The organism is Micromonospora sp. NBC_00389 (assembly GCF_036059255.1).
Taxonomy (GTDB): Bacteria; Actinomycetota; Actinomycetes; order Mycobacteriales; family Micromonosporaceae; genus Micromonospora.
Genome location: NZ_CP107947.1, coordinates 2,689,973 through 2,703,622, shown reverse-complemented (window position 1 = coordinate 2,703,622; position 13,650 = coordinate 2,689,973). Strand labels below are relative to the sequence as shown.

Genomic DNA, 13,650 nt, shown 5'->3' with positions numbered 1-13,650 from the left:
ATACCTGCGAGTCATAGGTTTTGACTCGCAGGTGTACCGCTCGTTGCGTCGCTGGGCCGGGATGTCCCGCCAGGTGGCCGATAGCGAGAGTCCACGTTGGCCGGCACGGATGCAGAGCTTTCTCCACCGGCATCGATTTCCCACACGCTGCGCAAACGCTGCAGATCCGAGACCGTCGCCGGCGCCTGGACCAGCCGAAACGCATCACCACCGAAACCGTCTTCGCCATCATCGACCTACGCGTGCACCAGGCCAAACCCGCCCACCTGGCCAATTGGACCCGCGGCCATTGGTCGGTCGAAACCAAAGTCCACTGGGTCCGCGACGTGACCTACGACGAAGACCGCTCCCAGATCCGCACCGGCACCGGGCCCCAGGTCATTTGCCGCCCTCCGCAACGCCGCCATCGGCGCCATCCGCACCGCCGGCATCACCAACATCGCCGCCGCCAACCGCCACCACGCCCCCGACAGCCGCCGAGCGCTGGCCCTACTCGGCATCACCTGAGGACTTTGCCGGGACCTGCCCAGCTCGGGGACGTCGGCCGGCGAGAGCCAATGCCACCGACTCGGCAGGCGCGGCGTGCAGAGCGGAACGACGTCGCCGGCGATGCCTGCGATCAGGTAGGCCTAGGCGTCCGCCGGGCCGCGACCACATCGAGTATGCGGCTCGGTGACGGCGGCTAACTGGCTGGCAGTCCTTGCTGCGGTACGCAGGTCACCAGGTTTCTGAGATCAGCGAACTCGTGCGGCGCGAGGTTCGCGACGGCCGCGAACTCCTCCACGCTGCCGAACCCGCGGCGCACCTGCCGTTCTGCCACCACCCGCTGCGCACGCTCGGGGTGAAAGTGAGCAAGGGCGGCGAGCTGCTCGAACGTCGCCGCGTTGACATCCACGGCCTCTGGGGGCGTGGCCATGGCGCCGAACAGCGGTTGCGGCGCCGGTACTGGCGACGGCTGAGTGGGCACGGGCACCGCCGTGGTCCCGTTACCGAAGTAGGCGCCGGGCTGCGGCATCATCTCGGCGACGGCGGGCGGCGCGGATGTGGGGAGGGACGGTGGCCCTGCCTGCCCTGGTGGATACTGGCTGCCGGGCCAGGTGGGCGGCGGCGCCTGGGGCCGGGCGTACCAGGGAACATGGTCGGCCCGCCAGCGCAGCCAGGACGGGTTGATAACGCAGCCATGCACGATGCTCGCCACCCACAGCGCCATGAGCGCGGCGGTTGCCACCGTGCTCAGGGTGCGTGTCTTGTCCGCCTCACCGATAGTGGCGAAGGACGTCCAGCCGATCACCAGGTAGGCGATGCCCGCAATCCACCAAGCCGGACGCCGGGCACGCAGGCCAACGTAGAGGAATCCGGCACCGGCGAGGAAGCCGCAGCCGACGACGGGCAGCAGCAGCCAGAGGCTGTGCCGGATCCGCCAGCCGAGGCTCGCCGCCGGACTCGGGGGCGCTGGTGGAGGCTGCCAACCTCCGTTAGACACGCTCGACATCTCGCTCCTCCTGCAGACACTGCACGTTCACGTTGGTCCTCGTGTCTCGACCATCCAGCGGACGCTGGACCGCCGTCACGGCGGCTACGGCCAGCGGCAGGAGTATCAGCGACGCCCAACGCACCCCTCGATCATGCCGCACTCCCAGGGCTTGATGATCTTCCACCAGGGCAGGCAGCGGCGCATCGTCGGGGCGGATAGCACCAGGCAAACGGAACGGTGGGTCGAGACAGCCAGCCGGTCCGATCTTGACGTTGCCGGCGCTCCAATCGAAAATTTGGATCCTATGACCGGCCATCCGTCTCTGCAGGCTCGCCCGCCGCGACGTCAAGTGAAGGGAACACCCTGAGCGCTCCCGGCACTTCGCGTCGCCGCTGAAGACCCGGTGCCTACGCCACGTACTGATCTCGCTCGTCCATAGACCCGGCCGGTCGCCCCCAGCGCCGAAAGGTTGAGCTGGCAAACATGCACTCGACCGAGCGACAAACCCGTTTACCGACCGTACGGTCGAGGGATCTTGAGCGGACTCGCTGAGCCGACCTCAGCGGCCTCGGCTCCGCGCGAGATGGGCCGATTTGTCGTAGCGAGGCGCTACGGCGTACGCCATGTCAGCGGGAGGTCCAAAATGTACCCGGTCTCGGAAGAACTAAGTCGCGAGCAGAAGTACTTCGACGCGGCTTGGGACCACCGGGAGCGCATGCGCACGACTCTGGGTCTCGCCGCAGGCGCTGCCGCCAACAGCGGCGCCGCCGCGAGGATCAGGCAGGACACCCAAGCGCGACTGAACCGCATAGGCGGATCGGACGAACCCGTCGCCTTCGGCCGGATGGATTACGAGGACGGCGAGGTCTTCTACATCGGCCATCACGCGATCTTTGATGACCACGCTGAGCTGCTCGTCATGAACTGGCAGGCACCTGCCGCCGCCCGTTACTACGAGGCAAGTCACGCTGACCCGTTTGGGCTGCGCCTCAAGCGCAATTTCGAGTGCTCGAGCAACACGATCACGTCGTTCAGCGACACGGTGTTCGCCCAATTGGCCGCTGACGTCGCGGAGCTGGAGGCGCACGAGGACGTCGACGACGCGCTGCTTGCCGACCTCAACAGCAACCGCACCGGCACGATGCAGGACATCGTCCGGACAATCCAGGCGGCGCAGTTCGATCTCATCCGCGCCCCGATGGACCAGCTGTTGGTCATTCAGGGCGGGCCGGGCACCGGCAAGACAGCAGTTGCGCTGCACAGAGTCTCGTGGCTGCTGTTCAACAGTCAGGGCCGACTCTCGGCCCAGGATGTGCTCATCATCGGCCCGAGCCCCACCTTCACGCGCTACACCCGCACGGTGCTGCCCAGCCTGGGTGACACGAGCATTGAGCAACGTGACATCAACCAGCTGCATCCACCGGTGAAACGTGGTCGCCGAGAGGATCCCGAAGTCGTGAGGCTGAAGGGCGACGGCAGGATGGCTGGGCTCGTGCGGCGGGCTCTCTACGCTCGGGTCGGGCCGCCCGAGGGGCAGCATTGGGTTGAGGCGCAGATCGAGGGCCGCCCCGTGCCGATAGCCGCCGAGGAGCTCAAGCCCTTGATAGCGCGGTGCCGTGCCAGCGCCGGCACATACTCCGAGCGCCGGCACCTGTTCCGGGATCTGCTGACCGATCTCGTCTCCCCCCGGGTCCGCGTGAATCCGCAGCGACTACGGACGGCACTCGATCCCGTGATGGACAGGCTCTGGCCGTCGTTCACAGCCGCATCGTTCCTGCGTGAGCTCTACGGCTCGCGGGACCGGCTGATGGGAGCGGCGGGTGACGAATTCACGGCGCGGGAAGTTTCACTGTTGCACCGGCGGCCCGCCGATCGGCTCTCCGAAGAGACGTGGAGCGACGCCGACCTTTCGGTGCTCGACGAGGCCGAGCACCTAATCAACAGCGTGGAGGCCCGCTTCACGCACATCGTCGTCGACGAGGCGCAGGACCTCTCCCCCATGCAACTGCGAGCCATCGCCCGCCGCTCTGCCAACGGGTCCATGACCATCGTCGGGGACGTCGCTCAGTCGACCGGCCACTGGGCGCGCGACGACTGGGACGAGCTTCTCGATCACCTGCCTGCCGATCTTCCCCAGGTCCGGCAAGAGCTGCGTTACGGCTACCGGGTACCTCGACAGGTCTTCGAGCTTGCGGCCCAGCTCCTCCCTCTCGCCGCTCCCACGGTGCAGGCACCGCAGATCGTGCGGGACGGTCCCGCCGAGCCTCTCATCCACCGGATCGACGGGGACGAGCGTGCGGCTGTGGCCGTCCGCGTCGCGATGGGGCACGCATCCCACGGTCGATCCGTAGCCATCATCTGCCCCACTACCTGCCGCCCCGACACCGAACGAGAGCTGAAGGCCAAAGACGTGGCCTGGCGTGCCGCGTCCGCCGGTGAGCTCGGCCCAGGAATCAACCTGGTCGGTCCTCAGGAAGCCAAGGGCCTCGAGTTCGACGCGGTCGTCGTCATGGAGCCCGAAGACATTGTCGCCGAGGACGACCGGGGCCACCGCTTGCTCTATGTCGCACTGACGAGAACAACCAGGTATCTCGACATCGTCTGCGTCGGCGACCCGCTTGCTATGAACGACGACGACCGCGGATCGGGCGAACCGACGACAGACGGCACCGATGATCCCTCTGATGCGGGGACCGGCGATGCGGTCGATGCAGAGGAGGGTTCGGAGCTCGAACCGGACCCGTGGGGAGAAGTCCTCGACGAGTTGCTCGGTTCGAAGTCGGATCCAGCCGCTGGGTCAGATGCGGCCGAAGTCAAGGACGGCCCGCACGGTGGTCCTCGCGCAGCGGTGGAGCCTTCCAACGCCCCGCAACCCCGAGGACACGTCTCCCAGCGGTTCGTCGATCTGGCGGCGGAGGAGGTAGTCGCACTACTCCGCGAAACGGTCGCGCCGAATCTGTGGAAGTCCGTACTAGCCAGAGCGGGCGAGGTCCTCGACGCAGAGGGCTGAACCACGGAGATTGCTCGGCAACAGGTCGCCTCGCCGCCGATCTGTGACAGATGCTGCTATTCGCGCAACGAACCGCTCCCACAGCCCGTGTGATCGGCGGTCAAGGGGCCCGACAGCAAACGGTTTGGCCCTCACGACCGCCCTCCCTGTGGGGTTGGTCGCAGATCCAGGATGTCAGGCACCCCCTCTGCGCCGTTCTCTTGACGTCGCAGCAGGGTTAGCAGGTCCTCCTGGCGTGGCTGGCCGAACGCCAGCCGGTACACAACCAGGTCTGCCTTGAGCCGGTCGAGCCTCGCCTGGTCGCGGCTGAGCGGGTATGGCAGGACGTGTCGCTCGATCTTCGCCGGCCCGGGGAACACCCAGTACGGCGCAAAGTCGCCCAGCTCCCCCGAGATCGCTCGGGCGGCGTCGTAGGCGGCCTTCCACACGTCTGGCTCGGTGGAGCGCAGGGCGTCGGCGCGGTGTGCGGCGGCGACGTTGCGGCGGACGGCGTGCCCGCCGAAGCGGTGCACACGCCCCTCGCGCTGCTCGAAGTCCACGGGGTTCGCGGGGGTGTTCCAGTGCACGACGGCCGAGCACCACTGGTGGAAGTCGATGCCCTCCTGGCCGGCACTGGTCGTTGCGACGACGAACGGCCAGAACGGGCTGTTGAAGGCACGGCGTACGGCCACCTTGCGGTCGACCTGGGATTGTTCCTCGCCGCGACCGCCGTAGCGCAGCGCGAACCGGCCCGGCAGCTTGATCGGCTGGTTGGGGTGGTGCGGGTCGAAGGCGACGTACGTCGACGGGCGGCTGGCGATCGCCTCCCGCGCCTCCTCGGCGAGCGCGTACAGCCCGTCGTCGTCCAGCCCGGTGTCCGAGGCGGAGCTGCGCAGCGTGTGCAGGTGTTCATCGAGGGCCGCCTGCAGACCCCCGGCCGCGCAGTAACGCAGCACCGCCTGCCAGTAGACCTCGCCCATCGCCAGGCTGTCGATCAACTGCGCGGATTCGGGCCGGTTGAACAGGGATCGCAGCCCGTTGGCGAGCAGCGCGGCCGCTCGCCAGTGTCCCTCCGGTGTGACGGTGCTGCCAGGTATCAGCCGGGACAGCGCCCGCCAGGCGATGTTGCCGGGGCCGTGCAGACCGATCGCCGCGACACTGTCGATCAGCCCGTTCAGGTGGCCCGCTGTCGGGTAGGCGGCCTGGCTCGCCAGCTCGCGGGCCCGTGCCACGTGCCGGTCCAGACCGGTGGCCGCCCCATCGTCATCGGCGGACGTACCCAGGGTCGCGGCGGCGTCCTCGATGCTGGGATCGGCGCCGGGCCACCGGAAGACCAGCTCCCACGGCTCTGCGGTGCCCGATCCGGGGTCCGCACGCTCAGTGGAGGCGTGATCCAGCAGCCGTTCCCGGCCTTCCCGCTCGAGGACCTCGAGTGGTGCGGTTTCGTCCGGTCGTTGCCGGGCCAGGGCCAGGGGGTCGCACAGCGCCGCCAGGGTGGGATGCGGCCAGAAGAGCGCGAGTGTACTCATCGCCGCCGGGCGGCCGTGCTCCACGCGATAGTCGAGGTGTCGGTGTGCCTCGCCCGCCCGGCCCAGCCGGCGTTCGGCTTCGTAGCTGAGCAGCCCTGCCACGGCCGTGGGGGTGGCGTTCCAGGAGGAGAACAGCAGCCGCTTGGTGATGCCCTCGCGCGCCGCGCCGGCGAACGGCTCGCCGAGCGCGTAGTACGGCATTGAAGGGGGCAGCCACAGCAGCTGCCACCAGCCTCGGTCAACAGTGTCCGCAGCGAGCTGCCGCAGCCGGCCGTTGCCAAGATCGACCGGCTCTCGTCGGCTGATCACGTCGCCGTCAAGCAGCTGTGCGGAGGCCAACAGCGCGGGCACCTCGGGGTGTGGCTGGCCACCGAGCGCCGTCCGGACCTTGTCACCGAGCTGATACCCGTCGAGGAAATTCAGAAAGTACGGGGCGGACTTCCAGTACTCGACGGTCATTGGGGCACCGAGCGTGGTGGCGATTCGGCGCATCGCCACGTAGCTGCGCACGTCGGGGACCTCGAGGTCGTCGGCGAGGCTGATGTGCTCGCGCAGCATCCCGTCCTGGCCGAGCACGGGCCGTTCCGTGCGGCACATGACGCGCAGCAGCAGATTGCGCAGCCACTCGCGCAGGTCACCGCAGGGCTCGCCGCGCACCAGGGCGTCCCGGTACGCCTCGAACGCCTTCGTCACGTCGGCGTGCCAGGACTCGTCGTCGCTGAGGAAGCGCAGCACCTGCCGGAAGTCGGCGTAGTGGTCCTCGCCGGCGGCAGCCTCCTCGGCGAAGGTGAACGGCTTGTACGGGGTGGCCGACAGCAGCAGCACCCGGGCGGCCCGGTAGTCGAACAGGTGCCGGGCGAGCTCGGCGCCCTCGCCGCCGCTCGGGTCGAGAAGCTCCCGGAACCGCTGGAACTCGTCGAGGATGATCAGGTCGGGTTCGAGGACCTCGACGCCGGCGGTGGCCAGCGCCGTACGAAGATCGCCGGTGAGCTTGCGGGCGTCTTCGCGCAGCGCGTTGGGCAGGCTGGAGCGCCGACCGATGCCGTCGAGCAGCGCGTCGAACTCGTCGAGCAGGCCCCGCTGCCGCGCCTGGCGCAGGAACTCGCCGGTGATCGTGGGGTCGAGTTTCCCGTCGAGTTGCGTCCACAGGCGGTTGCACTGCTCCTCGAACCGTTCAGGGGTTGCGACGCCCGCCTGCAACGCCCGTAGCGCGGCCCGGGTTCGCCAGCCGTTCCATGAGTTGGCCTGTTCGAGGATCAGGAACAGCAGCGCCCGTTCCTCCGCCGTACCGGTGCGCCAGCCCTGGTCGAAGGAGGTGCCGGGGGTGAACGCGACCAGGTTGATCGGCTTGCCGGCGGTGGCGGTCGTGGCGTTGAGCTGGTCCGCGTGTTTGGCGAGCAGGGTGAGCCGGCTGGACAGGGTGACTGTTTCGTCGGGGGTGACCCGTAGCCGGCCAATGTTCTGCCGCGCGACGTCCTGGTTTGAGCAGACGTAGATGACGTCGACCCGCTCCACGCTGTCGTCGTCCTGCAGCCGCTGCAGGGTTTGCGCGATGACGCCTCGGGCGACGACGCTCTTGCCGAGGCCGGTCTCGTCGGCGACGAGGAAGCGGCGGGTCGCCTCGGTGCCGAAGTATCGGTCGATGACGTGCGCGACCGTGGCGCGCTGGAAGTCCTTCAAGCCGGCCATGACCGGGCCGGCGTCGTACCGCTTCACGAGCGCACCGCCTCTGTCATCGTGTCACGTGCCTGCGTGATGACCCGCCACAGCTCGGTGAAGCCGCGCGGCAGCAGGTGCTTGCTGTCGCCGCTGGCTTCGATGCGGGTGACCAGCCGGGCCAGGTCGTCGAGCTGTTGCGGCCGGTCGACGAGAGCGTTGAGTAGCAGTTCGAGGATTCCGGTCCCGCTGGTGCGCCAGGTGCCGTTATCGCCGGCGCCGCCGCTGACGGCGGCGGCAGCCTCGGTCCCGAGGCCGAGCATGAGTAGCAGGAACTGCAGGAACTTCTCCGGCGTGTCGATCTGTTGGGCGATGACGTGGTCGAGCCGGTGCGCGGGGTCGCCGATCAGGGTGGCCAGGACGACGGTTTGTTCCCGACCGGTGCTGTCCTCCGCGATGACGACGACGAACGGGGTTATGTCGACCAGCGCAAGCCCGCTGAACGTCGCGTCCGCCGGTTGTCCCGGAGGAAGCAGCGCCGCCTCGCCGCGGCGCGTATGCAGCTGCGCGGTGATGCGGACGCCCGGCACGTCGGGCAGGGCGTCTTCGGAGGTCAGCCGGATGCCATAGCCGTCTCCTGCGGACGTGACGGTGGCCGACAGCGGGATGGCGGCGATGTCGCGGACCAGATCACGCAGTACGCCCGTTTCCGGCTCCGGTTCGGTGGCGTCATGGCGTTCGTAGGGTTCGAGGATCTCCCGGAATCCCGCATCGGGACCCAGGAGCGCGTCGATGCCCCACTGGGTGCGGCTACCGGCCAGCTCCACCAGCAGCTCGACGTTGCCGCTGAACGCCGCATCGGTGGCGTTTGCCGAGCCGAGCAGGACCCGTGCCTGGCGGCCCTTCTCCACCACGTACACCTTCGCGTGCAGCCCACTGAGCACCTCTAGGGCGGACGGCGCCCCCTCGACGGGTAGGCCGGCCAGGGCACTGACCACTAGCGCCTCGGATCCGGCCAGGCTCTCCTGCGGCAGGCAGTCGAGCGTCTCCTGCCGGCTCACCAGCGCCAGCTGGCCGCTCGGTGCGCACCGATCCAGGCCACCGGGCGTACAGAACGGCGAAATGACGAGGTGACGCGTGCCTTCGAAGTCCGGTGGACGAGCACGGGGCACCCCCAGTGCATGAAAGTACATCTCCCTCACGCCCTCGGGGTACTCCCACTCGGCCCGACGCAGATCCTCACCCAGCGCCTCGATCGCCGCCCGCCGGTCCGCCGGCAGGGGCGCGACCGTCAGCTGCAACGTGTGCTGCACGAGGTCGAACAACGGCTTGTTGCCCGCCACCCGGCGAGTGCCCGGGTTACCGTCCAGGCGCAGGCACACGTCCCAGCTGCGATCCTTGGTCAGGTTGCGGCTGAGCACCAGCAGCCGCAGCGACGTCTCCCCGGTCGCCTCGTCGTGGAAGCGCAGCGCCCACAGCTTCGGGTGGAACAGGTGGCCCGGCCTGGGCCGGCGCACCTGGTGCACCATCGGCTCGACGAACGCCAACAGCGCAGACTGCGTCGGTGGCACCACGATCTGCCCCGTCTGACAGAACACGTCGATGCGGTCGGCGCAGTGCCGTACGCCCTCCATCACCGCAATCGGGTCCGTCGACTCACGCACGCCATGCGCGGCGAACGCCAGCGGGGCGACCAGCAGACTCTCCAGATCCAGGGTGAACGTCAACGCCATCGCCCGGGACAGCCGCGCGCCCGGCGGCGGGCGCAGAGCATCCAGCAGTAACGCACGAGAGTCAGGCGCGAGCACCGGCAGCCTCCGGCAGATCGGCGGCGCAGCCGTCGTGGATGTCGGCGAGGATCCGGCGAACCTGTGGCCAGCGAAACACCAAGCGTCGGCTGCCCGACGCACCACTCCACGTGCGCAGCAGCTTGTCATTGACCAGCCGCGACTGGCCTTTCTTCACCGACCGTTCCCGCTCGGCCACGAGGTTCCGCAGGCTCTGGTTGGTGGCGGCGTCGCCCGCGGCTCCGCTGGTGACCGCGTCGAGCCAGCGGTCGATGAACCGGCGTGCGGCGACGTTCGCGGCGATCCGCGGGTTCTGCTGAATGAGCCGGGTCCACATGCCCGACCGGTCCCAGCCCTTGAGGCCGTGCTCCGCCGACACTCGACCGTTCCAGTCCAGAAGGGCGTCGCGGTACCAGGCCACCGGCTCCTCGTGCTCGGTCAAGCCCGCCTGCTCGTACCGATCGGCGATGAGCAGGTTGTACAACAGCGCCGCGCCGTGAATCGCCAGCGAGAATCGCTCGGCATCGCGCACCAGCGAGCCGATCGGCTCCGGCGCGGCCAGCGTGGCCGGCTCATCCCACGCCGCCTCACTGTCCCAACCCGGGCGGTTTTCAGCCGCGAGAAGGTACGCCAACAGGGTGTTCGGCGCCGCGGCGAGAATCCGCTCGCGCAGCCAGCGGGCCTCATCCGGGCGCAGCCTCAGCCCACCCTCGACCTCATTAGGGAAGCCCGCCGGCGCCCCTGGCAGCGTCGGGTGCCAGGTTCCGCTCGACCGTTCGGTCAGTTCATCGGCCTCGGCCATGCTGGCTGCCAACCGCCGGTCCGATGCGGCGTCGTCGTCACCGGTGCGGATGCCGTACCGCAGCAGCGCCGCCGCGTAGATGCTCGACGGCAGCGTTCGCACGCCGACACCGGCCCGCCGTCCGATCACGCCCTCGGTGTTGTCTCCGCGCAGCAGGGCGTCGATCACCTTCCGTTCGTTGCGGTCGACCTGCGCGGCGAGGCGGTCACCGCGCAGCCCGCGCCGCTGCGCCTCCTGGTAGCACCAGGGCGCGATCAGCAGATATCGGGCTCGGTTCTGGAGGACGGAGGTACCGGGAAAGAGCAGGTCGCTGAACGCGTCGCGGACCTGGCCGATGCCCAACTCGTCCCGGCTCTCCGTGTCGCTGAAGAGCTTGAGCAGCTCGCGCATGCGTTGCTGGTCGTCGCGGGAGCTGTCCAACCAGCTCAGTCCCGAAGTCATAGGTGCCTTTCGCTCATGCTTCTGCCATATCGATGAGGCCGCTGGGTGGGCAGGTGGGCAGGGCGATCCAGCCCTCGGTACGCGCGGCCGCCCGCTGCCCGTCGTTCGGACGGCTGGCCTTCCCGATCGCCGCGGCGCGCGCACTCAACGCCGCGATCACCGAGTCGAACGCGTCGTGGCTGCGCCGACACAGCGCTTCGAACGCTCCCAGCTCCAGCCACGGTGCGGCCGCGCACAGTGCGGTCACGAGGTCGGCGTGCTGGACCTGCTGGCCTCGTCCCTTGTAACCGCGGTGCGTCAGCCCCCAGCAGTTCAGGGCCGCCGCCGGGTACACCTCGACGATCTTGCCGCCGCCGCAGCGATCGACGTCCTGCCCGTCGGCGGCGAGCATTGCCAGCAGGCCGGCGCAGCGGAGAGCGGTGTGCGCGATGCGGTCCGCTGCCACGCTGAGCGGAACGATTCCGGTCTTCTCGCGCACGACCTCGTCTGTGAGACGGTAGGCCATGCGACGGCGCCACTGTGCGCCCTCGCCCTCGCCTTCGGCGATGGTGACGTGACCGGACTGGTGGGCCGTCATGAGCGCGACGAACGGTCCCGGCCATCCGAGCGGGCAGTCCAGCCCGGTCTTGTCCGCGTGCTGGCTGGCCTTGACGATGCAGGCGTCGCTGACGTCGAGTATCAGGTCCCGCACCACCGCGCGGTCCGACAGCCACTCGATCGCGGCCATCGCCGTGCGCTTGTCTGCTGCTGCGAGGTCAACGCCGAGGGTCAACACCACAACCACACTAGATACGCCGGACCTGATCGGACATGATCCGATCGATGATTGTTGCGCGACGTTCAGCTGTGGCAGCGCGCCTCCACCCAGGCTGCTGCGGCTTGCTACCCACGCCGAGGATGTCGCACAGGCACGACACGATGGCTCTTACATCCTTGGGAGGAAGGCGTCGGATGACTTCGATTGCAGGCGACACCGAGGTGGCTACGGTCATGGCCGAGCTGATCACGCGGCGATCTGTTTTCCATTCGGAGGCCGACTTCCAGCACGCGTTCGCCTGGGCCTTACACAGCCTGCGGCCCTCGGTCGAGGTTCGGCTGGAGGCCAGACAATCCGGGGGCGAACACCTCGACCTGTTGTGCTGCGGACCGCACGGACGCACTGCCATCGAGTTCAAGTACTTCACCGCGCGGTGGGACGGTACCGACCCGACAAGCAGCGAGCAGTTCCAGCTGCGGGCACACGCGGCCGACGACGTGGCCCGCCGCAACTTCATCTTCGATGTCGCCCGGCTGGAGGGATTCTGCGCTACTGATCCCACCCTGACGAACGGGCTCGCGATCATGCTTACCAACCATCAGGCGCTGTGGACCCCGCCCAGCCGATCACGACCCACGCGCGACCAGGACTACCGCATCCACGAAGACCGTAATCTGACCGGCACGCTGCGCTGGGGCGTGGAAGGCAACTACTACACGGCCAACGAGCGGCATCTCGCCGGCACCTATCAACTCGCCTGGAACGACTACACGAATGTCGAAGGCCGGAACGGGCAGTTCCGCTGGCTTGGCATCGACATCCGGGCGGCACGCTAATTCCGGGCAGGAGGCCCCAATGACGCAATGGACCGCACTGAGCGAGGCCTTGCAAGAGGTGAGCCGTCGGTTCGACTGACGTGGCCAGAACTCGACCGCATGGTCGGCGGTCTGCCACCCTCCGCAACACGGCACCGCGCCTGGTGGTCCGGCGACCGCCCGCACGTCCGTATCTGGCGCTCGGCCGGCTACACGCTCGGACACCTGGTCCTCGGAGAAGAGATCACGTTCCTCCGGACGGCGCACCACGAGGACGCAACCGATCAGCCCGCTGCCCCCACGTTCCGCCCGGACCAAGCCGCTCGCCCCAATCTCCTCCTTCTTGCCTGCGCGCAAACCAAGCTCGACGTGCCGGCACCCGCACGCCGGCTCTACACCTCTCCCTTGTTCCGCAGGGGGCGCACTTACGCCGAACATCTGGGTGTCCCATGGTTCATCCTGTCGGCCGAACACGCGCTCGTGACTCCAGACCAACTCCTGACTCCCTACGAGCGGTACCTGCCCCGCACGTCGGACAGCTACCGAGCCGCGTGGGGCCTCTGGGCGGTGGAACGCCTCGACCTCCTCGCCGGCCCACTGAGCGGACTCGTTGTCGAAGTGCACGCCGGGGCGGCATACGTCGGTGCCATCGCCCATCACCTGACGGCCGAGGGCGCCCACGTCGTTGACCCGCTGCGCGGCATGGCCATTGGAGCGCGGTTGCACTGGTACGACGCACAACGGACGACCGGCGCCGTCCGGCCCACTGCCGAGCCGGGCACCATGGCCGACAGCCTTGTCGAAGGCCTCACCACTGACGATGCCGCGATCACGCCGAAGGAATTCCTCGCCTCCCAGGGCGCCCACCTGAAGGTCCCTGGCCTCTACAGCTGGTGGGTTGACGACACCGGTGCCGCCGATCTGGCTCGTGGACTCCAACTTCCGATCCCGCCCGGATTGATCTACGTAGGCCTGGCCGGCGCTACCCGATGGCCCAGCGGCAAGCGGTCCACGAACACACTCTGGTCCCGCATCGCCGGGATGCACCTCGGCGGAAACCACGAGTTCTCCACCTTCGCCGCACGCTCGGCGCAATCCTGGCGAACGCCGCAGACCTAGACCGCATCGACGAGAACCACCTCACTAGCTGGATGTACGACCATTTGAGAGTCATCACGGTGCCCTGCGGCGACGCGGACACCCTCGGCAGACTCGAGGAAGCCGTACTGGGGGAGACGAACCCGATCCTCAACCTCAAAGGCATGCCTCGGACGACTATCCGGGCTCGCATCACGGAACTCCGGCGCAGGTACACCTGAGCCTCCGTCCGCCGCGTCACTGCAGAGATAATGATCAGCATGGGGCAGGTGTGGGACGGAATCACGCGCAGCGCGACCTTG

Annotated in this window: 9 protein-coding genes; 4 read left to right on the top strand and 5 right to left on the bottom strand. The window is 68.4% G+C overall.

All coding sequences use genetic code 11. The features are described 5' to 3' along the window. Positions 1-682: 682 nt before the first annotated feature. The gene (locus tag OG470_RS12830) at positions 683-1,492 is read right to left on the bottom strand and encodes a ComEA family DNA-binding protein (RefSeq protein WP_328423965.1); all 810 of its coding nucleotides are present in this window, start codon (positions 1,490-1,492) and stop codon (positions 683-685) included. 625 nt (positions 1,493-2,117) lie between these two features. Here OG470_RS12830 and OG470_RS12825 point away from each other — a divergent pair. Beyond that, the gene (locus OG470_RS12825; RefSeq protein WP_328423964.1) at positions 2,118-4,484 is read left to right on the top strand and encodes a HelD family protein; all 2,367 of its coding nucleotides are present in this window, start codon (positions 2,118-2,120) and stop codon (positions 4,482-4,484) included. 131 nt (positions 4,485-4,615) lie between these two features. Here the strand turns inward: OG470_RS12825 and OG470_RS12820 are convergent, their stop codons facing one another. Genes OG470_RS12820 through OG470_RS12805 form a run of 4 tightly spaced genes read right to left on the bottom strand, consistent with a single transcriptional unit; the run spans position 4,616 to position 11,453 of the window. After that, positions 4,616-7,708: a helicase-related protein gene (locus tag OG470_RS12820; RefSeq protein WP_328423962.1), complete on the bottom strand. Its 3,093-nt coding sequence runs from the start codon at positions 7,706-7,708 to the stop codon at positions 4,616-4,618. Continuing rightward, positions 7,705-9,456 carry a phospholipase D family protein gene (locus tag OG470_RS12815; protein WP_328423960.1) on the bottom strand — a complete coding sequence of 584 codons (1,752 nt, stop codon included), beginning with the start codon at positions 9,454-9,456 and terminating at the stop codon, positions 7,705-7,707. Before OG470_RS12815 ends, OG470_RS12820 begins: the two co-directional genes overlap by 4 nt. Next, entirely contained in the window at positions 9,443-10,678 is a 1,236-nt protein-coding gene (locus tag OG470_RS12810; RefSeq protein ID WP_328423958.1) for a DUF6361 family protein, read from the bottom strand. Before OG470_RS12810 ends, OG470_RS12815 begins: the two co-directional genes overlap by 14 nt. Positions 10,679-10,691: 13 nt before the next feature. Further along, complete coding sequence (locus tag OG470_RS12805; RefSeq protein WP_328423956.1) at positions 10,692-11,453, bottom strand: DUF429 domain-containing protein; 762 nt, start codon at positions 11,451-11,453, stop codon at positions 10,692-10,694. 215 nt (positions 11,454-11,668) lie between these two features. Between OG470_RS12805 and OG470_RS12800 the strand changes: the two genes are divergently transcribed. The 3 genes from OG470_RS12800 to OG470_RS37205 are packed head-to-tail and all read left to right on the top strand — an operon-like array spanning position 11,669 to position 13,569. Then, a complete protein-coding gene (locus OG470_RS12800; RefSeq protein ID WP_328423954.1) occupies positions 11,669-12,271 on the top strand; it encodes a hypothetical protein in 603 nt (200 codons plus the stop codon). 27 nt (positions 12,272-12,298) lie between these two features. Continuing rightward, the gene (locus OG470_RS12795; protein ID WP_328423952.1) at positions 12,299-13,369 is read left to right on the top strand and encodes a DUF6884 domain-containing protein; all 1,071 of its coding nucleotides are present in this window, start codon (positions 12,299-12,301) and stop codon (positions 13,367-13,369) included. Then, positions 13,273-13,569 carry a GIY-YIG nuclease family protein gene (locus OG470_RS37205; protein WP_442931192.1) on the top strand — a complete coding sequence of 99 codons (297 nt, stop codon included), beginning with the start codon at positions 13,273-13,275 and terminating at the stop codon, positions 13,567-13,569. The genes OG470_RS12795 and OG470_RS37205 overlap by 97 nt, the downstream gene beginning before the upstream one ends. The last annotated feature ends 81 nt before the right edge of the window (positions 13,570-13,650 follow it).

Coding starts and splice junctions, on each gene's coding strand:
- OG470_RS12830 (WP_328423965.1), bottom strand. CDS start 1,492: ATGTCGAGCGTGTCTAACGGAGGTTGGCAGCCTCCACCAGCGCCCCCG.
- OG470_RS12825 (WP_328423964.1), top strand. CDS start 2,118: ATGTACCCGGTCTCGGAAGAACTAAGTCGCGAGCAGAAGTACTTCGAC.
- OG470_RS12810 (WP_328423958.1), bottom strand. CDS start 10,678: ATGACTTCGGGACTGAGCTGGTTGGACAGCTCCCGCGACGACCAGCAA.
- OG470_RS12800 (WP_328423954.1), top strand. CDS start 11,669: ATGGCCGAGCTGATCACGCGGCGATCTGTTTTCCATTCGGAGGCCGAC.
- OG470_RS12795 (WP_328423952.1), top strand. CDS start 12,299: ATGGACCGCACTGAGCGAGGCCTTGCAAGAGGTGAGCCGTCGGTTCGA.